Source organism: Micromonospora chalcea, from assembly GCF_002926165.1.
Taxonomy (GTDB): domain Bacteria; phylum Actinomycetota; class Actinomycetes; order Mycobacteriales; family Micromonosporaceae; genus Micromonospora; species Micromonospora chalcea.
On record NZ_MAGP01000134.1, the window covers coordinates 1 to 19,711 of the forward strand.

Below are 19,711 nucleotides of genomic sequence, written 5' to 3' on the forward strand. Positions count from 1 at the left end.
ACCCCCAGGCCGACCTCGACGACCCCGAGGCCGACCACGCCCACGCCGGACCCGACGACCTCCAGCCCGACGCCCAGCACACCGCCCAGCCCGCCCGACGAGCCGACGCCGACGCCGAGCGAGAGCAAGAGCGCCGCGCCGAGCACCAGCGCCGCCCCGAGCAGCAGCAGCGTCGCCCCGTCGCGCAGCACGTCCGCCAGCGCTTCCGCCAGCGCGAGCGGCAGCGCCGACTGACCCAACCCGCACTCCGGCTGTGCGCCCGGGCCGGAATATGGCACGGTGAGATCCAGGCACTTTCGGCCGGCGCCACGGTCGGGGGCGAGCGTAGGTGCGGAGGGGCGAGATGGGCGAGCACGAGGTTCCGGCGGAGAAGGTCCACCCCGGACCGACGCCCGACGCCGCCGACCCTGCCGACGACAGCCCGGCAGCGGCCCGCCCCGGGCCGGTGGCCGTCGCGCGGGCACGGGTGACCGTCGCCGGGGCGGCCGTACCGCCTCCCGCCGGCGACGAGCCGCCGGCGGCGCCGTCGAGCCCCACCACGTACCGCGCGGGCACCCCGGCGGACGCCCCGCCGCTGGACCGGCGTCAGCCCGGCGCGACAGTTCCCCCGTCGACCTGGTCCGCCTTCGCCGTGGCCGAACGCCCGGCGACACCCGAGGCCCCCATCAGCACACCCGCTGCGGGTACGCCCTCCCCGGCCACGCCGGACGGCCCGGCGGCCGGTATCCCGGCTCCCCGTGTCTCCGGTTCCGCCCGGGTGCCCGTGCCCACTCCGACGGCCCTCACCGACTCGGCTGCCCCGGCCGTTCCGCCTGCCGTGTCCGCTCCCGCCGTGTCCGCTCCCGCCGACTCGTCCACACCGGCCGCTCCGGCGGGCGTGTCGACTTCGGCGGGCGGCGAGACGCCGGGTGAGGACGCCGCCGGCGCGGATGCGGTCGCGACCGACGATCGACCGGACCGCGACGCCGCGCCGGGCGGGCCGGAGAACGCGGCCGGAAGCACCGCCACCGATCCCCGGGACGGCGCCCCGGCAGCCGGGTCCGCCGACTCCGGCACCGCGTCCCCCGCCCTCGCCGAGCAACCGGCCGGGCCGGGTGCGGCGCCCTCCGCGAAGCCCGCCGACCTCGATGCGGCGCCGTCCGCGAAGCCCGCCGGGCTCAATGCCGCGCTGTCCACGAAGCCGGCCGGGCAAGGCGGGACGGCGCACGCCCGGGCCAGCGCCGCGGTACCCGGCCTGAGCCGGGTGTCCGCCGACGAGATCGCCGCCTCCGTGGTGACCGCTCCCGCCGCCGCGACCGTCTACCGGGCGGGTCCGGTGAACCCGGAGCCGCCCGAGCCCGCCCAGCCGCCGGAGCCCGCGCAGCCCCCGGCCCCGCACGGTCCGGAGCCCGAGCCGGCGCCGACCCCGGTACCGGGTCCGACCCCGCCGTCGCCCGCGCCGCTGTTCCCCGCGCCACCGGCCACCGCAGGCCCGTCGTTCGGCACGCCGTCGGCCACCCCAGGCGCGCCGTCGTTCGTCACGCCACCGGTCACCGCGGGCCCGCCGTCGTTCGCCACGCCGTCGGCCGGCTCGGCGGTGCCGCCCGCGCCGGCCACCACGCCCTTCCCGTCCGCGCCGCCGGCCACGACCGGCACTCCGGCGTCCTCCGCCGAGTCGCCTCCGGCGTGGGCCGCCGCGCCCGTCTCCGCCCCGCCGCCGCCCGCGGTCCCGGCACCGGCGCTGCCGACCTGGCCGCCGCCGGCCACGCCGGCCCGCGACGCCGACGCGACCCGTCCGGTACGTCAACAGTCCGGCAGCACGGACCTCGCCGGCGCCGTCTACGGCGGCGGGACGGACGGACCCGGTTTCGCCACCGTGTCGTTCCCGCAGGGCAATCCGCTGGAGAACTCCGGCTCGCTGACCGGGCACATCCTGGCCCAGGGCTGGTCCGAGGAGAGCCCGGCGGCCCGGGGCGGCAACACCAAGGTGATCATCGTGCTGGCGGTCGCGCTCACCATGCTCATCGCGATCAGTCTGCTCGTGGTCTTCCTGGCCAACGACGCGCTCAGCGGCCTGACCGGAGCCATGCCGATCGAGTGACGGGGGTGAGCCCGCCCACTACCGCCTCGCGCTGCCGTGGCGGAGTGGGCGAAGCGCCGTACACTTGTCTCCGATTACTGACCTGGCGCGCCCCGATTGCGCGCTCATGGGCGATCTTGCGGGCGATTCGGCGGCGTGACAGGCCGCGGCGGGCCATCGCGAAGATGCGCCCCGCTCGAGAGGCATTTCTTGACCACGTTCGCTGAATCCAGCACGTCCCCGTCCGTCGACCCGAACTCCGACGCCGTCGACTTCGCGTCGCTCGGCCTGCCCCGGCAGCTCGTCGAGGCGCTCGCCCACCAGGGCATCACCACCCCGTTCGAGATCCAGCGGGCCACCCTGCCCGACTCGCTCGCGGGCCGCGACGTACTCGGCCGGGGCCAGACCGGCTCGGGCAAGACGCTCGCCTTCGGCCTGCCGGTGATCGCCCGGATCGCCGACCGCAACCGGGCCCGGCCGCTGCACCCCCGCGCGCTCGTCCTGGTCCCCACCCGCGAACTCGCCATGCAGGTGAACGACGCCCTCGTGCCGCTCGGCAAGTCGGTGGGCGTCTTCCTGAAGACCGCTGTCGGCGGCGTGCCGTACGACCGGCAGATCGACGCGCTGCGCCGCGGCGTGGAGATCGTCGTGGCCACCCCGGGCCGGCTCGGCGACCTCATCGAGCGCGGCGTCTGCCGGCTCGACGACGTCGAGATCACCGTGCTGGACGAGGCCGACCAGATGGCCGACATGGGCTTCCTGCCCGAGGTCACCCAGCTTCTGGCGAAGACCCCGGCGGACGCGCAGCGGCTGCTGTTCTCGGCCACTCTGGACAACGACGTCGACACGCTCGTCAAGCGGTTCATGACCGACCCGGTCACCCACTCGACCGCACCGGCCACCGCCGCCGTGTCCACCATGGATCACCACCTGCTGCTGATCCCGCCGCACGACAAGTTCGCGGTCGCCGCGTCCATCGCCGCCCGCGAGGGCCGCACCATGCTGTTCGCCCGTACGCAGCTCGGCGTGGACCGGCTGGTCGAGCAGCTCGCGGCCGTCGGCGTGCGGGCCGGTGGGCTGCACGGCGGCAAGACCCAGCGGATGCGTACCAAGACGCTCGCCGAGTTCCGCGAGGGCCGCACGCCCGTGCTGGTCGCTACCGATGTGGCGGCCCGCGGCATCCACGTCGACGGCGTCTCGCTGGTGCTGCACGTGGACCCGCCGAAGGACCCGAAGGACTACCTGCACCGGGCCGGCCGTACGGCCCGGGCCGGCGAGTCGGGCGCGGTGGCGACGCTCGTGCTGCCCAAGCAGCGCCGCACCACTCTGGCGATGATGGAGAAGGCGGGCGTCGAGCCGGCCGAGACCCGGGTCCGGGCGGGCGACGAGGCGCTGGCCGAGCTGACCGGCGCGCGCGAGCCCAGCGGCGTACCGGTGCGGGACGAGCCGGAGCCGCGGCGCGGCGGCCCGCGCCGCTTCGGCGACCGGGACGGCCGGGGCTTCGACCGGGGTGGCCGGGGCGGCTTCTCCGACCGTGGCGAGCGCCGGTTCGGCGACCGCGACGGCCGGGGCGAGCGCCGCTACGGCGACCGGCCCACGGGCGAGCGGTCCGGCGACCGGTTCGCGGACCGTGGCGGTGACCGCCGGTTCGGCGACCGTCCGGCGGGCGAGCGCTACTCGGGCGAGCGGGCCGGTGGCGGCGAGCGCCGCTTCGGGCGGCCGGAGCGTCGCGACGACCGGAGCTTCGGCGACCGGCGGTCCGACGGCCGGAGCTTCGGCGAGCAGCGGTCCGACGACCGTGGCCAGCGCAGCGACCGCTTCGGCGGCCAGCGCGACGACAGGCGTTTCGGCGAGCGCGCCGACCGCCCGTTCGGGGACCGGCACCGGCCGGCGGCCGGGCGCGGGTACGACCGCGACGAGCGGCGGTACGACGACCGGCCGGGTGGCTTCGGTGACCGTCGCCAGGAGGACCGCCCGCACGCCGAGCGGCGTTTCGGTGACCGGGGCGACGCGCGTCCGGCCGAGCGCCGGAGCGGCGGTTTCCGGGCCGAGGGGCGGGGCCGGGACGACCGGCGCGGCTTCGGCGGGCGACCGCCGGCGCGTACCCACTGATCTGAGCGCACCCACGACGCCGCCGCCGAGCACCCGCTCGGCGGCGGCGTTCGCGCATCCGCTGCCGCCGACGGCCGGGTCGCGTAACGTCCGGACCATGCCGAAGTCGCTCTTCTGGGCCCGGACCGACACCGCCGGCTGCGAGCACGTCGTGCTCGACGGCGGGCAGGGGCTGACCGCGCAGGGCGTGGCACTCGCCGTGGACCCGATCCCGTACACCTGCCGTTACCGCCTGGCGCTCGCGCCCGACTGGTCGACCGACCAGCTGGAGGTCGAGGCAGAGGGCGCGGGCTGGTCGCGGAGCGTACGCCTGGAACGGGGCCGGGACGGGTGGCGCGTGCGTACCGGCGAGGAGGGTGACCTGGACGCGGCGCTGAGCGCGGCGGGCCACCCACCGGCGGGGTTGCCGGGCACCGACGACCCGGGCCGGCTGGACGACGCGCTCGACGTCGACCTGGGCGGGTCCCCGCTGACGAACACGCTGCCGATCCGCCGGATCGGGTTGGGGCGGCTGCCCGCCGACATGGCGACGGCGGTGACGGTGGCCTGGGTGCTGCTGCCCGGCCTGGCCGTGATCCCGGCCGAGCAGGTCTACACCTCGCTCGGCCCGGGCCGGGTCCGGTACGCCAGCGGCACGTTCACGGCCGACCTGGAGGTCGACCCGGAGGGTTTCGTGGTGCGCTATCCGGGGCTGGCCGAGCGGGTCGACCCGCGCTGACAGTCCGGGGGCCGGCTCAGGCCGCCGGCCACGCGCCGTCGGTGAGGAACCGGTCGATGGTGGCCAGGTGCGGGGCGAGGTCGAGGCCCTGCCCGGCCACCCACTCGTCGGAGTAGTAGGTGTCGCCGTACCGGTCGCCCGGGTCGCAGATGAGCGTGACCACCGAGCCGGTACGTCCGTCCGCCAGCATCTGGGCGATCAGCCCGAACGCGCCCCACAGGTTGGTGCCGGTGGAGCCGCCCACGCGGCGGCCGAGCACCGCCGAGCCGGCCCGCATGGCGGCGAGCGACGCGGCGTCCGGCACCTGCACCATCCGGTCCACCACGCTGGGCAGGAAGGACGCCTCGACGGTGGGCCGCCCGATGCCTTCGATCCGGGAGCCTCGGCCGGTGCACACCGACCAGTCGCCGGCCTGCCAGGCGGGGTAGAACGCGGAGTTCTCCGGGTCCACCACGCAGAGCTTGGTGGGCAGCCGCCGGTAGCGGGCGTAGCGGCCGATGGTGGCGCTGGTGCCGCCGGTGCCGGCGCCGACGACGATCCAGGCGGGCACCGGGTGCCGTTCCAGCGCGAGCTGGGCGTAGATCGACTCGGCGATGTTGTTGTTGCCCCGCCAGTCGGTGGCCCGCTCGGCGTACGTGAACTGGTCCATGAACCGGCCGCCGCTGTCCTCGGCGAGCCAGCGCGCCTCCACCACCACCTTCGCCGGGTCCTGGACGAGGTGGCAGCGCCCGCCCTGGAACTCGATCTGGGCGATCTTCTCCGGCGAGGTGGAGGCGGGCATGACCGCGATGAACGGCAGCCCGAGCATCCGCGCGAAGTACGCCTCGGAGACCGCCGTCGAGCCGGACGACGCCTCGACGATCGTGGTGTCCGGGCCGATCCAGCCGTTGCAGAGCCCGTAGAGGAACAGCGAGCGGGCGAGCCGGTGCTTGAGCGAGCCAGTGGGGTGCACCGACTCGTCCTTGAGGTAGAGGTCGATCCCCCACTCGCGGGGCAGCGGGAACGGCAGCAGGTGGGTGTCGGCGGAGCGGTTGGCGTCCGCCTCGACAGCGGCGATCGCCTCGGTCACCCAGCGCCGGCTGGCCTCGTCGCACCGGTCGAGATGAGTCACGTCGGCAACGTTACAAGCGAGGTGGGCTCGGGTTTCCCCGGACCCGGCGGGCCTGCCGCCGTTGACCGGCCCGGCCGGTGGCCCGGATCACCGGCGTGAGCGCCAGGGCGAGCCGGGGGAAGGCGTCGAGCAGCCGTACCTGGGCGCCGCGCCAGCGCGGCAGGCTGACCACCGGCCGGGGCCGCCGGGCCAGCCGGACGGCCCGCGCGGCCACCCGCTCCGGCGTCAGCAGCGAACCGGTGAAGGATGCCAGCGCGCCCGGGTCGTCCAGCTTGTCGTGCAGCATCGGCGTCCAGATCCCGTCCGGGCACAGGCACGACACGTGTACGCCCCGGACGCCGGCCATCCGCAGGTCGCTCAACGTGCCGAGGCTGAACGCGAGCAGGGCGTGCTTGCTGGCCGCGTACACCGTCTCGCCGGGCGCGGCGATCAGCCCGGCCAGCGAGACGACGTTCAGTACGTGGCCGCGGCCCTGCTCGCGCATCACCGCGACGGCGGCGAGCGTGCCGTTCATCGCGCCGAGCGCGTTCACCTCCACCACCGCGCGCCGGGTCGGGGCGTCGTGCGCCCAGGACGGGCCGGTGACCAGGATGCCCGCGTTGTTCACCCAGAGCCCGAGGCCGCCGGGTGCGGCCGCCGCCTCGGCGGCCACGTCCGCGCAGGCGGATTCGTCGCGTACGTCGAGCGGGCGCGACCAGCCACCCAGCGGCGCGGCGGCGGTCGCCACGGCATCGGCGTCGACGTCGGTGAGCAGCACGTTCCAGCCGTCGGCGTGCAGCGCGACGGCGATGGCCCGGCCCAGCCCGCCGACCGCACCGGTGACCACTGCGGCGCCGAGTCCCGAGATCGTCATCGGCGCACGGTAACCGCAATCCCCGCGCCGGGGCCAGAGTGATCAGGCGGTGGGCGGTTCCAGCGGCTGCGGGCGGTTCTCCCACTTGGTCGACAGGGCGATGCTGGTACGGGTGGATGCCACGCCGGCCGTCCGGTTCAGCCGGACGATCAGCTGCTCCAGCTCGGCGATCGTGCCGACCCGCGCCTTGAGCAGGAAGGACTCGACGCCGGCCATGAAGTAGCAGGACTCGATCTCGGGGATGCGCCGGAACGACTCCAGCACGTCGTCGGTGTCCGCGTCGGAGTCCTCGATGATGCCGATGAGCGCGGTGACGCCGAGCCCGATCGACTCCGGCTCGACCTCGGCCCGGTACGCCCGGATCACGCCGCTGGACTCCAGCTTGCCGACCCGCTCGTGCACGGCCGGGGCGGAGAGGCCGACCTGACGGGCCAGCTCGGCGTACGACAGACGGGCGTTGCCTCGCAACAGCTCCACAAGGCTCAGGTCGATCGTGTCCACGGAGAGTGACCCTATCTCGATCGGGGCCCGGCACTGCGGCCACCGGGCGACGATGAGGTCGGGCCGCGCCTATCACAAACGTGCGCTCACGGGGGTTCTCCGCCGGTACCATTTCCTAACTTCCCAGTGTGTGCGTTTTTCGCGTTTGGCGGACACGTCCGGTAGCCGGTGCTGTAATTGCCATACGTCCCTCATGACGGCTCTGGGCTCGCACCGGCCGGGGGCAGTGTGTTCAGCCGGGGGCTTCGTCGACGCGAGGAGGGGGCTGTGGACACTGGAGATCGCCTGCTGACACCGGGTGAGGTCGCTGCGCTGTTTCGGGTTGACCCGAAAACCGTGACCAGATGGGCAGCGGCCGGCCGGATCGGCAGTATCCGGACTCCAGGAGGGCACCGCCGGTTTCGGGAATCCGAGGTGCGGGCCCTGCTCGAGGGGGAGGGCATGCTGGACGAGGCGGAGGACATGGGCAAGGCCCGCAACATGGGCCCGACCGCTTCCACCGGCCCCGGCCCGGCGAACGCCGGCATGTACTGAACGTGCGGGGCGCGGTCCGATCGAGGCCGCGCCCCGCTCGTCGTACGCCGGGTCCGGTCAGGCCGGGCCGGGTTCCCGGCGACCGGAGGCCAGCTCGCCGGCCCACCGGCGGAACAGCGTGTGCGGGACGCCCAGCGCGTCCAGCACCTTGCCGGCCACGAAGTCCACGAGCTGCCCGGCGGAGGCCGCCGCCCCGGCGCCGTAGAAGCCCGGGCTGGCCGGCAGCACCACGGCGCCCGCGTCGTGCAGCGCGATGAGGTGCTCCAGGTGGCTGCGGGTCACCGGGGTCTCCCGGGGCACCACCACTACCGGGCGGCGCTCCTTGAGGTTCACCTCGGCGGCACGCTGGAGCAGATCCTTGGAGAGCCCGATGGCGATGCCGGCGCACGCGGCGGTGCTGGCCGGCACCACCGCCATCCCGCGTACCCGATAGGAGCCGCTGCTCGGGCCGGCGGCCAGGTCACCGGCGGGCCAGTGCCGGATGTCCGCGCCGGTGAGGTCGCGGTCGAGCCAGGCGGCCAGGTCCTCGGCCCAGTGCCCGTCCCGGAAGGGCCGGCCGGTCTCGTCCAGCACCGTCAGCCGGGCCGCCCGGGACACGATCAGGTCCACCGCCTGGCCCGCGTCGAGCAGTGCCCGGACGACCGCCGCCGCGTACGGCGTGCCCGAGGCGCCGGAGACACCCACCACCCATGGTTCGCGCATGCCCTCAAGCGTGCCTGGTCGCCGCGGGCGGCGGACCACGACCCCCGTTCGGGCGGCCCGCCCGGGATGTCCAGAGGGTTCACGGGAGTTCCCTCGGCGTGAAATTCTTCGATCGGCAAATCCACTTCCGTGGGAAGGGCCGGTGATGACTGCGGCGGTGCTGCGGGCGCTGCGCTCCGACTGCCCCATCACGCCCCGCCTCTCCCCGTACGCGGACGACGTGCAGGGCTGGCTGGTGGAACTGGTCGACCGGCTCGGCCTGCCGCCCGACCCGGCCACCCGGCGGCGGCTGGCGCGGGCCGGGTTCGCCCGGTACGCCGGCCGCCTCTACCCGGACGCCACCGAGGCGGACCTGCGGGTGCTGACCGCGCTGTTCACCTGGTTCTTCCTGGTCGACGACGCCTGCGACGGGCGGGACGGGCTGACGCCGGGGCAGATCCGCGCGTTGCGCGACGGCGCGCTCGCGTTGCTGCGCGAGGGTCCGCGAGCCCGCCATCCGGGCTTCTCCGGCCCGCTGCGGCGCCTGCTGGTGCAGGCGTGGCGGGAGCCCCGCCGCCGGATGCCGGCCCGCTGGCGGCTACGTTTCGCCGACGCGGTCGCCGACCACCTCGACGGCGTCCACCGGGAGGCCACCGCCACCGGGTCGGGCCGTCCGCCGGGCGTCGCCGAGTACGTGCGGCTGCGCCGGGCCACCTCGGCGGCGTACGTGTCGTACCCGCTCATCGAGTTCGCGTCCGGACGCCCGCTGCCCGACGCGGTCTACCACCACCCGGCACTGCGGCGGCTCGCGGACCTCGCGAACGACCTGCTGTCCTGGTTCAACGACATCGCCTCGCTGGAGCGCGACCACGCCACCGGCGGCGGGCACAACCTGGTCCTGGCGGTGGCCGCCGAGCGGGGCGTGCCGCTGCCGGCGGCGGTCGACCTGGTGGCCGGGCACTGGCGGGCCGAGATGGCCCGGTTCGCGGCGCCGCGCGCGGCGGCGCCGTCGTTCGGCCCGGCGCTCGACGACGCCGTCGCCATCCACCTCGACGGCCTGGCCGCCGCCGTGCGCGGCACCGTGGACTGGACGCTGGAGAGCGCCCGCTATCCGGTCACCCCGGCGTCCTGACCGCGTTCCGGCGTTGCCGTTACGGCCGCAGGCCGAGCCGGATCACCAGGTCGAGCAGCGCGAGGACGAACAACGCGATGCCGACGAAGCCGTTCGCGGTGAAGAACGCCCGGTTGACCTTGCTCAGGTCGGTCGGGCTGACCACCAGGTGCTGGTAGGCGAAGGCGACAGCGGTCAGCGCCAGCCCGATCCACCACAGCCAGCCGAAACCGACCCAGGCGCCGAACCAGATGAACAGCGCGAACGTCACCACGTGCGCGACGGTGGAGGCGTGCAGCGCGAAGCGCCGGCCGTACCGGGCGGGGACGCTGTGCACGCCGATCTCCCGGTCGATCTCCGAGTCCTGGCAGGCGTAGATCAGGTCGAAACCGCCGATCCAGAGGCCGACCGCCGCGCCGAGCAGCCAGGCCGGGCCGGAGCCGTCGAGCGTGCCGGTGACCGCCAGCCAGGCGCCGACCGGGCCGACCGCCTGCGCCACCGCGAGGATGGCGTGCGGCCAGTTGGTGAACCGCTTGCCGTACGGGTAGACGATCAGCGGCACCACGGCCAGCGGCGCGAGCACCAGGCAGAGCGGGTTGAGCAGGGCGGCGGCGGCCAGGAACACCACGAGCGCGACGGCCGCGCCGGTCCAGGCCGTCCGCACGCTCACCGCGCCGGTGACCAGTTCCCGGTTCGCCGTACGCGGGTTCCGCGCGTCGATCCGCCGGTCGAGGATGCGGTTCGCGGCCATGGCGAACGTCCGCGCGCCGACCATCGCCACGGTGATCAGCAGCAGGTCGCCCCAGCGCACCCGGCCGCCGTTGAGCTGCATGGCGGTCAGCGCCGAAAGGTACGCGAACGGCAGCGCGAAGACCGAGTGCTCGATGGCGACGAGCTTGAGGAAGGACGCGACCCGGCCGGGCCGTTCCTGTACCGCCGCCGTCATCAGATCCCGTATTCCTTCCAGCGCTTGTCCACCAGTGAGACCACCTCGGGCGACATCCGCATCTCCTCCGGCCAGCCCCGGGTGTAGCCCTCCTCGGGCAGCTTGCGGGTCGCGTCGATGCCCGCCTTGCCGCCCCAGAACTGCTGGTACGAGGCGTGGTCGAGGTGGTCCACCGGGCCCTCGGTGAGCAGCAGGTCACGGGCGTAGTCGACGTTGCCGAAGGCGCGGAACGCGACCTCGTTGTAGTCGTGGACATCGCAGTCCTCGTCCACGATCACGATCAGCTTGGTCAGCGACATCATGTGCGCGCCCCAGATCGCGTTCATCACCTTCTGCGCGTGCTTCGGGTAGCGCTTGCGGATCGACACGATCGCGCAGTTGTGGAAGACACCGGCGGCGGGCAGGTCGTAGTCGACGATGTCCGGGATCAGGAAGCGCAGCAGCGGCGCGAAGATCCGCTCGGTGGCCTTGCCGAGACCGTGGTCCTCCTGCGGCGGCTGGGACGTGACGATCGAGTGGTAGACCGGGTCGCGCTGCATGGTCATGCACTCGATGTGCATCACCGGGAACGGCTCGACCGGCGTGTAGAAGCCGGTGTGGTCGCCGAACGGGCCCTCGGGCAGCCGCTCGCCCGGCTCGATGTAGCCCTCCAGCACGATCTGCGCGTGCGCCGGCACCTGGAGCGGGACGGTCAGGCAGTCGACCATCTCGACCCGCTCACCGGCGAGGAACCCGGCGAACAGGTACTCGTCGATGTCGGCGGGCAGCGGCGCGCTGGCCGAGTACGCCACCACCGGGTCCGCGCCGATGGCGATCGCCACCGGCAGCCGCTCGCCGAGGCGCTCCGCGACCGCGTGGTGCGCGGTGGAGTTCTTGTGGATCTGCCAGTGCATGCCGATCGTGTTGTGGCTGTGCTGCTGGAGCCGGTAGAGCCCGAGGTTGCGCTTGCCGGTCTCCGGATGCTTGGTGTGGGTCAGCCCGAAGTTGTGGAAGATCCCACCGTCACCGGGCCACACCTGCAACCCGGGCAGCCGGTTCAGGTCGACGTCGTCGCCCCGGTAGACGACCTGCTGGCAGGGGGCGGTCTTGACCTTCTTCGGCGGCATCGACTTGAGCTGCATGACCTTGCCGAGGCCACCCATCATCCCGGAGAAGCCCTGCGGCAGCTCCGGCTTGAGCATGTCGCCGATCCGCGCGCCGATCTCGTCGAGGTCTTCCACCCCGAGCGCCATCGCCATCCGCTTCTCGGTGCCGAACAGGTTGATCGCCACCGGCATCTCACCCCGGGTGGGGCGCTCGAACAGCAGCGCCGGCCCGCCGGCCCGGACGGTGCGGGTGACGATCTCGCTGATCTCCAGCGTGGGGTCGACCGGCGCGCTCACCCGCCGCAGCTCGCCCGCGCGCTCCAGCGCCGCGAGGAAGTCCTTGAGATCGGTGTACGGGAAGCCACGAGCCGCCATGCCGCCATCCTCCCGCACGTTCCTGGGAGGTAAGGAAGGGCCCCCTGTTAACGCCTCCGGTAGAGGAGGGGCCCCTTCTTAACACCCCGCAGCTCAGGCCGCAGGCGTCCAGGCGTACGCGGCCAGCGGCGCGTCGAGCGGCGCCTCGGTGAGCCGGTTGGCGAACGTGGAGATGGTGTACGTGCCGACGCCGAGCACCACGTCCAGCGCGTGCCGGCGCTGCCACCCGGCGGCGAGCAGCGCGTCGAGGTCGGCGTCGGGGACCGCGTCCCGGTGGTCGAGGACGGCGACGGTGAACCGGCGCAGCGCCTCCAGCCGAGGGTCGGGCAGCGTCGCGCCGGTCCGCAGCGCCTCGATCAGCTCCGGCGCGGCGGCGTGCCGGACGAGCGTAGCGGTGTGCATGGCCACGCAGAGGTGGCAGCCGTTGCGGGTGGCGACGATGAGCACGACCACCTCCCGGGCGACCGGGTCGAGGTCGGTCGCCTCGAACGCGGCGTTGGCGGCGAGGAAGCCCTTGAGCAGCTCGGGTGAGCCGGCCATCAGGCCGACGGCGGCGGGCAGGTGGCCCAGCGAGCGGCGTACCCCGGCCATGACCGGGCGGGCGGCGGCGGGTGCGGTGTCCGGCTCGTACGTGATGAAGCGGGACATGACTGTGCCCCTCTCGTAAGATGGTCAACGTGGTTGACGAAATAGTAAACGTGGTTGTCGAACGTGGCAACGCCTGACCGCCCCGGCTTCGCGCTGCCGCTGCTCCTGCTCGCCGGCTTCCGTACGCTCGTCGACGACCTGCACGCCGAGCTGGCCCGCCAGGGGCACCCCGAGCTGCGCCCGGCCCACGGGTTCGTCCTCCAGGCCGTCGGCCCGGACGGCACCACCGCCTCCGACCTCGGCCAGCGCCTCGGCGTCTCCAAGCAGGCCGCCGGCAAGACGGTGGACCGGCTGGTCGCGCTCGGCTACCTGGAACGCGTGGACGACCCCGCCGACGCCCGACGCAAGCTGGTCCGGACGACCGCGACGGGCCGCGACGGGCTGCACCGCTCGGCGGCGGTCTTCGACGAGCTACGCGACCGCTGGGTGGCCACGCTCGGCGCGGACCGGGTCGCCGCCATCGAGGACGACCTGCGCCGGATGGTTCCCGCCGACGTGTTCCGCCTCGACGTCCCCGGCTGGTTCGGCGGCTGAGGACCGCTCAGCCGCGGTAGAGCCGAGCCGGATCGACAAGTACCACGTCCGGCCGGCCGTCGGCGGTGTCGACGAGTTCGTCATCGAAGCCGTGGCCGCTCGCCAGCAGCAGCCGCGCCCCGGCCGCGTCGAAGCCGGGTCGCCGTACCAGCACGGCGCGGATCCGCTCCAGCCGCTGGAGGTCGGCTCGGCCCAGCCGGCGACCCCACTTCACCTCACCGATCGCCAACAGCGGGCGGGGCCCGTCGCCCGAGGGCGGCTCTCCCATCGCGACCAGGTCGAGTTCGTGACGCGTCCGGGTGTCCGGATCGGTCAGCGTCGCCGCGCTCACCTCGGCGACGTGCCCACCGAGCAACTCCGGTTCGGCGAAGCGCAGCGACCACTGCCGCACGATCTCCTCGAACCGGGGCCCGAGCACCGCGCTGGCGTAGCGACGCTGTGAACGACGCCAGACGTCGGCCCCGCGCCGCTGCTCCAGAGCCGTCCACGCCGGGCGCATCACCGCCTGGTAGAAGGTGATCAACGGCTCGGTGATCCGGTAGCTGCTGCGACCGCTGCGCAGCGGATCGGGCTCCCGCAGCAGCAGCCCGGCGTCCTCCAGCACGGTCAGCGGGTGCTGGAGGTCGGTGGCCTTCCGCCCGATGTAGCCGGCGATGCCGCCACGACTGGCGTTCCCCTCCGCCACGGCGGCCAGCACCGAGTAATACAGCGCCGTGTCCCGCAGGTCCGGATCCTCGGCCAGCAGGTACCGGGCCTCGCGGAACAGCGGCCGGGCCGGGTTCAGGACGGTACGGACGATCCACGCGTCGAAGTCGTCCGGCCCGGCCGGGGCGTCGTCCTGGACGTACTCCCGGCGGTAGGCCGGCGTGCCGCCGACGACGGAGAAGACGCGCACCGCGAGCAGCGGGTCGTCGATCTGCCAGAAGGCCGCCGCGGCGCGGAAGTCCAGTGGTTGCACCGGCAGCTCCAGCCCGGCGCGCCCGCGCAGCGGCGCCGACCCGGCGAGCAGCCCTCCCATGAAGGACAGCGCCGAGCCGCACAACAACAACCGCGCCCGGGACCCGGTCCGCTCCGGACGCCCCGGTGTCAGCGCATGCTGGATGATCGACGGCAGGTCACGCGCCGCCCGCACCAGGTACGGAAACTCGTCGAGGACGACAGTGACGGGACGCTCCCGTCCCAGCGCGAGCAACGCGTCGACCGCCGCACCCCAGTCCGGCAGGTGGACGGGTCCGGGCCCCCCGGAGTACGCGCCGAGCGCCTCGCCCAGCCGGCGCAGCGATTCCGTCGACGTCGCCTCGGTCGCGCCGAAGTAGAAGCCTCCGCTCGCCTGCGCCAGTTGATACAGCAGCAGGGTCTTGCCCTGCCTCCGGCGGCCGCTGACCACGCCGAGGGTCGCGCCGGGCCGGTCGTCGGCCACGAACCGGGCGAGTTCGGCCCACTCGACATCCCGGTCGAAGATCTCTGCGGGCTTTCCGAGCAGCGGCATACAGGCTCACACTTCTTATAACTACAGTTCTAAGAAGTGTAGTTCTACATTCTTCGTCACTGACAGGTTCGCCGACGGCGGTTCATCATCGGCGGATGGATGACGCATACGCGGTGGGTGACCCGGACGGCCTCAGCCCGCTCCAAGCCGAGATCCGCGACGCGGTGGCCCGCGAACTGCACGCCCAGTTCGCGCTCCGGGCCGACCGCCTCGAACTGGCCGACCTGCCGGAGGTGGCCTACCAGGTCACGCGCCGGGTGGACGAGGTGCTGAGCGCGCGCCCGGCCACTACACCCCGGCGTACGAGTGCAGACCGGTGAAGAAGAAGTTCACGCCGAACAGGTTCATCATCACGGTCAGGAAGCCCACGATGGAGATCCAGGTCGCCACGTTGCGCTTCACGCTCGGCGTGGCCCGGGCGTGCAGGTAGCCCGCGTACACCACCCAGGAGATGAACGCCCAGGTCTCCTTGGGGTCCCAGCCCCAGGCGCGGCCCCAGGCCGCCTCGGCCCAGATCGCGCCCGCGATCACCGCGAACGTGAAGATCGGGAACGAGAAGGCGTGCAGCGTGAAGGTCAACCGCTCCAGCCCGGCCGCCGCCGGAAGGCGGCGGGCCAGGGTGTACGGGAAGCTGCGGCGACCCTGCTCCCAGCCGGCCCGCATCAGGTACGCGGCGGCGGGCACCACGCCCAGCAGGAAGAGGCCCGAGGCAAAGATGATCGTCGAGACGTGGATGATGAACCACCACGACTGCAGCGCCGGCATCAGCGGCTCGATCGGCACGTAGAGCTTCAGCTCGGCGAACGCCAGCAGCAGCACCATCACCAGCGTCAGGAACAGCCCGAGCCGGCGCAGCCACGGCTGCTTCCAGAGCACCACGAGCCAGGCCGCCACACCGATCCAGGTGCCGGTCAGCACGAACTCGTACATGTTGCCCCAAGGCATCCGGTCGGCGGCGACGCCCCGCGTGATCACCGCGCCCAGGTGCACGGCGGCGGCGACCGCGGTGAGCCAGCCGGCGATCCGGCCGGCCAGCACGGCCCGGGCGGCGGAGTGGTCCGGGCGCGGCGGCGCGGCCGGCTCGTCGACGGTGCCGCCGGCGCCCGCGCCGACCAGTTCCCGCGCGGGCGCGGCCGCGGGGACCTTCCGCGCGTTGCCCAGCGCGAACTCCACGGCGTGGCTGATCATCGCGATCAGGTACACCAGGATCGCGTACGTGACCAGCTGGTCGGAGAGTGCGGACATCACTCGTCTCCTTCTCGCGCCCGCCGCGCGTCCGGCTCGTCGCCGCTCACCGCGGCGACGAGCTGCGCGAACTCGTCGGCGAACCCTGGGTGCTCGGTGCGCGGCAGCCCACCGGCCTCCACCAAACTACTACCGCCCGTCGGAGATCCACCCTCCGGGGGCGAAACCCGGAACCACACCCGTCGCCGCCGGGCGAACAGCGAGCCCATCAGGCCCAGCAGCAGCGTGCCGCTGGCCACCAGCAGCAGCGTCTGCCCGGGCGCGTGCCGGACCGCGAGCGTGATGTACGGCTTGGTGCCGACGAACTCCAGCGTGCTGCCGTCGTCGAGGGTCCACTTCTCCCCCGGCCGCAGCAGCTTGGTGCCGATCTCCTTGAGCTTGCCGTCGTCGATCTGCCGCCGGTCCAGCGCGTAGACCGAGCCGGGGATGCCGGCGTCCATCCCGAGGTTCCCCCGGTACGCGGTCAGGTTCACCATCGGGTTGCGCTCGGCCGGATACTGCGACGCCACGTACGGCGCGCTCTCCGGCCCGGTGGGCAGGTAGAGCCCGTCGAAGGCGATCTGCTGGTCCGGGGCCCGCGCGCCGGTCTTCGGGTCGACGTTGGCGTCCGGGAAGATCGCCACGCCCTCCTCGGTCGCGTTGGAGTCGCCGGTACGCAGGAACGGCGCCTCGCTGGTCTGGCTGCGGCCGTACTTGTCGGTGTACTTCAGCAGCGGCGCGTAGCCGTTGCCGAGCAGATAGACGTTCGCCGAGCCGAGCCGCAGCGGCGAGTTGACCGAGAAGCCGGCGGTCCGCACCGCGCCGCCCGGCTCGTCCACGGTCACCGTGGCCCAGTAGCGGGACGCCAGCCCGGACGGCAGGTAGTCGGCCTCGAACTTCTCCAGCGTCAGGCAGAACGGCGGCAGGTCGGCGCTGTCCACGCGCGGGCCGAGCGACGCCTCGGCGTACTGCTGACGGGTGTTGCAGAAGGCGTTGTCCTCGCCCGCGACCAGGATGCGGTTGCCGTGCCATCCGTACCAGGAACCGAGCGCGACCCCGAGCAGGACGGCGACCAGCGATACGTGGAAGAGCAGGTTGCCGGTCTCCTTGAGGTAGCCCTTCTCGGCGGAGACCTCGTTGCCGCGCACGGTGACCCGCCATCGGCGGCCGCGCAGCACCGCCGCGATCGCCTCGGGATCGGCGGCGGCCGGGGCCTCCAGCACCGTGTGCTGGGGCAGCCGTTCGAGCCGCTTCGGCGCGGCCGGCGGCTTCATCCGCAGCGCGCGGACGTGGTCCCGGGCGCGGGGCAGGATGCAGCCGATCAGCGAGGTGAACAGCAGCAGGTAGATCGCGGAGAACCAGACCGAGCCGAAGACCTCGAACGCGCCGATCTGGTCCAGCCGGGGTGCGAGGTCGGGGTGGTCCACGAACCACTGGTTGACCCGTTCCGGGTTGACGCCGCGCTGCGGCAGCACCGAGCCGGGGATGGCCGCGACGGCGAGCAGGAACAGCAGGATCAGCGCGGTACGCATGCTGGTGAGCTGCCGCCACGAGTTGCGCAGCAGGGCCAGCACCGGGTTGACCCGCCGTCGGGGCGCCTGCGCCGGAGGGGTCGACGGCCGGTCGTCGACGGTCGTCATCAGATGCTCACCTCGCCCACGCCCACGTTCGTCTGCAGCCAGATCACCACGTTCACCCAGCCGCCGCTGATCAGCGCCAGGCCGATCGCGATCAGCAGGGCCCCGCCGATGCGGGTGACCCAGCGGCTGTTGCGCCGGACGGCGCGGAACACCCCGAGCAGGCGCTGGAAGCCCAGCCCGAAGACGACGAACGGTATCCCCAGCCCGAGGCAGTACGCCACGGCGAGCACCACGGCCCGGTCGGTGCCCCCCTCGGTGGCCGCCATGCCGAGCACCGCGCCGAGCGTCGGGCCGGTGCAGGGCAGCCAGCTGAGCGCGAAGACCGCGCCGAGCACCGGCGCGCCGAGCAGCCCGGCGGAGGGCAGCCAGCGGATGCGGAACTCCCGCTGCATGCCGGGGATCACCCCGAGGTAGCCGAGCCCGAGCACCACCACGAGCGCGCCGATGACGATCTCCAGCGTGCGCTCGTACCGGAAGAAGAGCTTGCCGACGCCGGAGAAGAGGATCGCGGTGGCGACGAACACGACTGTGAAGCCGGCGATGAACAGCAGCGTGCCGGCGAGCACCCGGCCCTTGACGGCCGCGGTGGTCCGGGCCGGCGCCGCCCGCTCGGCGACGCCCACACCGCCCCCGCTCGCGCCGCCGCTGTTAACAAGGGGCCCTTCCTCTACCGGAGGCGTTAACAGGGGGCCCTTCCTTGCACCCTCCAGGTCGGCGCCGGCCAGGCCGGTCACGTACGACAGGTAGCCGGGCATCAGCGGGAGCACGCACGGGGACAGGAAACTCACCAGCCCGGCCAGTGCGGCCGCGCCCACCGCGAACAGCAGCGGGCCGGACTCGGCGAGCTGGCGGAACGTCTCGCCCATCAGCGGGCGCCGTTCGGCGCCGGTGACTCGGCGGCGATCTTCTCGACGATCGGCCGCAGCTCGTCGCGGGTGACGGCCCGGCGGATCACCACGGCGATCCGGCCCTCGCGGTCGAGCACGACGGTGGCCGGCGTGGTGTTCGGCGGGATGTCGAAGTTGAGCGCCTGCCGGCTGGCCGGGTCGAAGATGCTCGGGTACGTGACCCGGCCCTCCTCGAAGGCGAGCGCCTTGTCCTTGCTGTCCTGCACGTTGATGCCGAGGAACGTCACGCCGGAGCCCTTTGTGGCCTGGTAGGTGTCCTCCAGGTCGTCGGCCTCGGCACGGCAGGGCGCGCACCAGGAGCCCCAGAAGTTGACCACGACGACCTGGCCGCGGTCGCGGGAGATGTCGTAGCCGCCGCCGGTGAGCAGCTCGCCGCTGACCTTCGGCGTCTTCGAGCGCTGGTCGGGTGCGCAGGTGACGACGGAGCCGTCGGCCGCGCACCGGCTCTCCTGGCTGCCGGAGGAGCAGCCGACCAGCGCCGTACCGGCGGTGACGGCGGCGAGCAGGGCGGCGGCGAGCCTCCGGGTGAGCATCAGGCCCCCTTGGCCGTCCGGGCGGTCGGCGAGATCGACACCAGGTGGGCGGCCGGCTCGGAGTACCCGATGCCGACGATCTTGGCGCCGTCGAAGTGGAACGAGGTGAGGCTGGCCAGGCCGCACTGGCGGCGGCGCGGGTCGTGCCAGAGGCGCTTGCGCTCGACGTGCCGGCGCAGCGTCCAGATCGGGAGCTGGTGCGACACGAGCACCGCCTCGCGGCCCTCGGCGGCGACGCGGGCGGCGTGCAGCGCGGCGAACATGCGCTCGGCGATGGCCCGGTACGCCTCGCCCCAGGACGGGGTCACCGGGTCGCGCAGCACCCACCAGTTGCGCGGGTCGCGGAACGAGCCGTCACCGGGCGAGACCTTCTTGCCCTCGAACCAGTTCGCGCTCTCGATCAGCCGCTCGTCGACGCCGACGGAGAGGCCGAACTGCGCCGCGATCGGCTCGGCGGTCTGCTGGGCGCGCTCCAGCGGGCTGGCCACCACGTGCACCACGGTCCGGTCGGCGAGCGCCTGCGCGGCCGCCTTCGCCATCTGCACGCCCAGCTCGGAGAGGCGGAACCCGGGCAGGCGGCCGTAGAGGATGCCGTCCGGGTTGTGCACCTCACCGTGCCGCAGCACGTGCACCACGGTCTCCGCCATAG

At 73.6% G+C, this 19,711-nt stretch carries 21 protein-coding genes; 7 read left to right on the top strand and 14 right to left on the bottom strand.

What is annotated here, in order from left to right; genetic code table 11:
- On the bottom strand, positions 1-278 hold a 278-nt coding region (locus BAW75_RS32650; RefSeq protein ID WP_208635293.1), incomplete at its 3' end, for a hypothetical protein.
- A gap of 65 nt (positions 279-343) precedes the next feature.
- Here BAW75_RS32650 and BAW75_RS22340 point away from each other — a divergent pair.
- The 3 genes from BAW75_RS22340 (at position 344) to BAW75_RS22350 (ending at position 4,889) form a co-directional block, all read left to right on the top strand.
- Positions 344-2,080: a hypothetical protein gene (locus tag BAW75_RS22340; protein WP_104114805.1), complete on the top strand. Its 1,737-nt coding sequence runs from the start codon at positions 344-346 to the stop codon at positions 2,078-2,080.
- Between the two features lie 189 nt (positions 2,081-2,269).
- Entirely contained in the window at positions 2,270-4,171 is a 1,902-nt protein-coding gene (locus tag BAW75_RS22345) for a DEAD/DEAH box helicase (protein ID WP_104114806.1), read from the top strand.
- Between the two features lie 97 nt (positions 4,172-4,268).
- Positions 4,269-4,889, top strand: coding sequence for a putative glycolipid-binding domain-containing protein (locus BAW75_RS22350; RefSeq protein WP_104114824.1), 621 nt, complete (start codon positions 4,269-4,271; stop codon positions 4,887-4,889).
- 16 nt (positions 4,890-4,905) lie between these two features.
- Here the strand turns inward: BAW75_RS22350 and cds1 are convergent, their stop codons facing one another.
- Genes cds1 through BAW75_RS22365 form a run of 3 tightly spaced genes read right to left on the bottom strand, consistent with a single transcriptional unit; the run spans position 4,906 to position 7,354 of the window.
- A complete protein-coding gene (gene cds1 / locus BAW75_RS22355) occupies positions 4,906-6,000 on the bottom strand; it encodes an L-cysteine desulfhydrase Cds1 (RefSeq protein ID WP_104114807.1) in 1,095 nt (364 codons plus the stop codon).
- A gap of 10 nt (positions 6,001-6,010) precedes the next feature.
- Positions 6,011-6,853: an SDR family NAD(P)-dependent oxidoreductase gene (locus tag BAW75_RS22360; RefSeq protein ID WP_104114808.1), complete on the bottom strand. Its 843-nt coding sequence runs from the start codon at positions 6,851-6,853 to the stop codon at positions 6,011-6,013.
- A gap of 42 nt (positions 6,854-6,895) precedes the next feature.
- Complete coding sequence (locus tag BAW75_RS22365; RefSeq protein ID WP_018787850.1) at positions 6,896-7,354, bottom strand: Lrp/AsnC family transcriptional regulator; 459 nt, start codon at positions 7,352-7,354, stop codon at positions 6,896-6,898.
- Positions 7,355-7,621: 267 nt separating this feature from the next.
- Between BAW75_RS22365 and BAW75_RS22370 the strand changes: the two genes are divergently transcribed.
- On the top strand, positions 7,622-7,888 hold the full coding sequence (locus BAW75_RS22370; protein ID WP_013473529.1) for a BldC family transcriptional regulator: 267 nt from the start codon (positions 7,622-7,624) through the stop codon (positions 7,886-7,888).
- Positions 7,889-7,945: 57 nt separating this feature from the next.
- Here BAW75_RS22370 and BAW75_RS22375 read toward each other — a convergent pair whose 3' ends face one another.
- Complete coding sequence (locus BAW75_RS22375) at positions 7,946-8,590, bottom strand: UbiX family flavin prenyltransferase (protein WP_043327384.1); 645 nt, start codon at positions 8,588-8,590, stop codon at positions 7,946-7,948.
- Positions 8,591-8,735: 145 nt separating this feature from the next.
- Between BAW75_RS22375 and BAW75_RS22380 the strand changes: the two genes are divergently transcribed.
- The gene (locus BAW75_RS22380; protein ID WP_104114809.1) at positions 8,736-9,701 is read left to right on the top strand and encodes a terpene synthase family protein; all 966 of its coding nucleotides are present in this window, start codon (positions 8,736-8,738) and stop codon (positions 9,699-9,701) included.
- Positions 9,702-9,720: 19 nt separating this feature from the next.
- Here the strand turns inward: BAW75_RS22380 and mqnP are convergent, their stop codons facing one another.
- From mqnP to BAW75_RS22395, 3 genes are all read right to left on the bottom strand, one after another.
- A complete protein-coding gene (mqnP, locus tag BAW75_RS22385; RefSeq protein WP_030500725.1) occupies positions 9,721-10,626 on the bottom strand; it encodes a menaquinone biosynthesis prenyltransferase MqnP in 906 nt (301 codons plus the stop codon).
- Positions 10,626-12,086 carry a menaquinone biosynthesis decarboxylase gene (locus tag BAW75_RS22390; protein WP_043327390.1) on the bottom strand — a complete coding sequence of 487 codons (1,461 nt, stop codon included), beginning with the start codon at positions 12,084-12,086 and terminating at the stop codon, positions 10,626-10,628. The genes mqnP and BAW75_RS22390 overlap by 1 nt, the downstream gene beginning before the upstream one ends.
- A 93-nt stretch (positions 12,087-12,179) precedes the next feature.
- Positions 12,180-12,734, bottom strand: coding sequence for a carboxymuconolactone decarboxylase family protein (locus BAW75_RS22395; RefSeq protein ID WP_104114810.1), 555 nt, complete (start codon positions 12,732-12,734; stop codon positions 12,180-12,182).
- A gap of 63 nt (positions 12,735-12,797) precedes the next feature.
- Between BAW75_RS22395 and BAW75_RS22400 the strand changes: the two genes are divergently transcribed.
- Positions 12,798-13,268 carry a MarR family winged helix-turn-helix transcriptional regulator gene (locus tag BAW75_RS22400; protein WP_104114811.1) on the top strand — a complete coding sequence of 157 codons (471 nt, stop codon included), beginning with the start codon at positions 12,798-12,800 and terminating at the stop codon, positions 13,266-13,268.
- Between the two features lie 7 nt (positions 13,269-13,275).
- On the opposite strand, the gene BAW75_RS22405 is transcribed toward BAW75_RS22400, so the two are convergent.
- Entirely contained in the window at positions 13,276-14,757 is a 1,482-nt protein-coding gene (locus tag BAW75_RS22405; protein WP_104114812.1) for an ATP-binding protein, read from the bottom strand.
- Between the two features lie 95 nt (positions 14,758-14,852).
- On the opposite strand from BAW75_RS22405, the gene BAW75_RS22410 reads away from it, so the two are divergent.
- Entirely contained in the window at positions 14,853-15,077 is a 225-nt protein-coding gene (locus BAW75_RS22410; RefSeq protein ID WP_104114813.1) for a hypothetical protein, read from the top strand.
- On the opposite strand, the gene ccsB is transcribed toward BAW75_RS22410, so the two are convergent.
- Genes ccsB through BAW75_RS22435 form a run of 5 tightly spaced genes read right to left on the bottom strand, consistent with a single transcriptional unit; the run spans position 15,046 to position 19,709 of the window.
- Complete coding sequence (gene ccsB, locus BAW75_RS22415) at positions 15,046-16,002, bottom strand: c-type cytochrome biogenesis protein CcsB (RefSeq protein WP_104114825.1); 957 nt, start codon at positions 16,000-16,002, stop codon at positions 15,046-15,048. The two genes, BAW75_RS22410 and ccsB, sit on opposite strands and share 32 nt — an antisense overlap.
- Entirely contained in the window at positions 16,002-17,621 is a 1,620-nt protein-coding gene (resB, locus tag BAW75_RS22420) for a cytochrome c biogenesis protein ResB (protein WP_104114814.1), read from the bottom strand. The genes ccsB and resB overlap by 1 nt, the downstream gene beginning before the upstream one ends.
- Positions 17,621-18,487 carry a cytochrome c biogenesis CcdA family protein gene (locus tag BAW75_RS22425; protein ID WP_064448401.1) on the bottom strand — a complete coding sequence of 289 codons (867 nt, stop codon included), beginning with the start codon at positions 18,485-18,487 and terminating at the stop codon, positions 17,621-17,623. The genes resB and BAW75_RS22425 overlap by 1 nt, the downstream gene beginning before the upstream one ends.
- Positions 18,487-19,062 carry a TlpA family protein disulfide reductase gene (locus BAW75_RS22430; RefSeq protein ID WP_030500717.1) on the bottom strand — a complete coding sequence of 192 codons (576 nt, stop codon included), beginning with the start codon at positions 19,060-19,062 and terminating at the stop codon, positions 18,487-18,489. Before BAW75_RS22430 ends, BAW75_RS22425 begins: the two co-directional genes overlap by 1 nt.
- Complete coding sequence (locus tag BAW75_RS22435) at positions 19,062-19,709, bottom strand: histidine phosphatase family protein (protein ID WP_013283542.1); 648 nt, start codon at positions 19,707-19,709, stop codon at positions 19,062-19,064. Before BAW75_RS22435 ends, BAW75_RS22430 begins: the two co-directional genes overlap by 1 nt.
- Between the last annotated feature and the right edge of the window lie 2 nt (positions 19,710-19,711).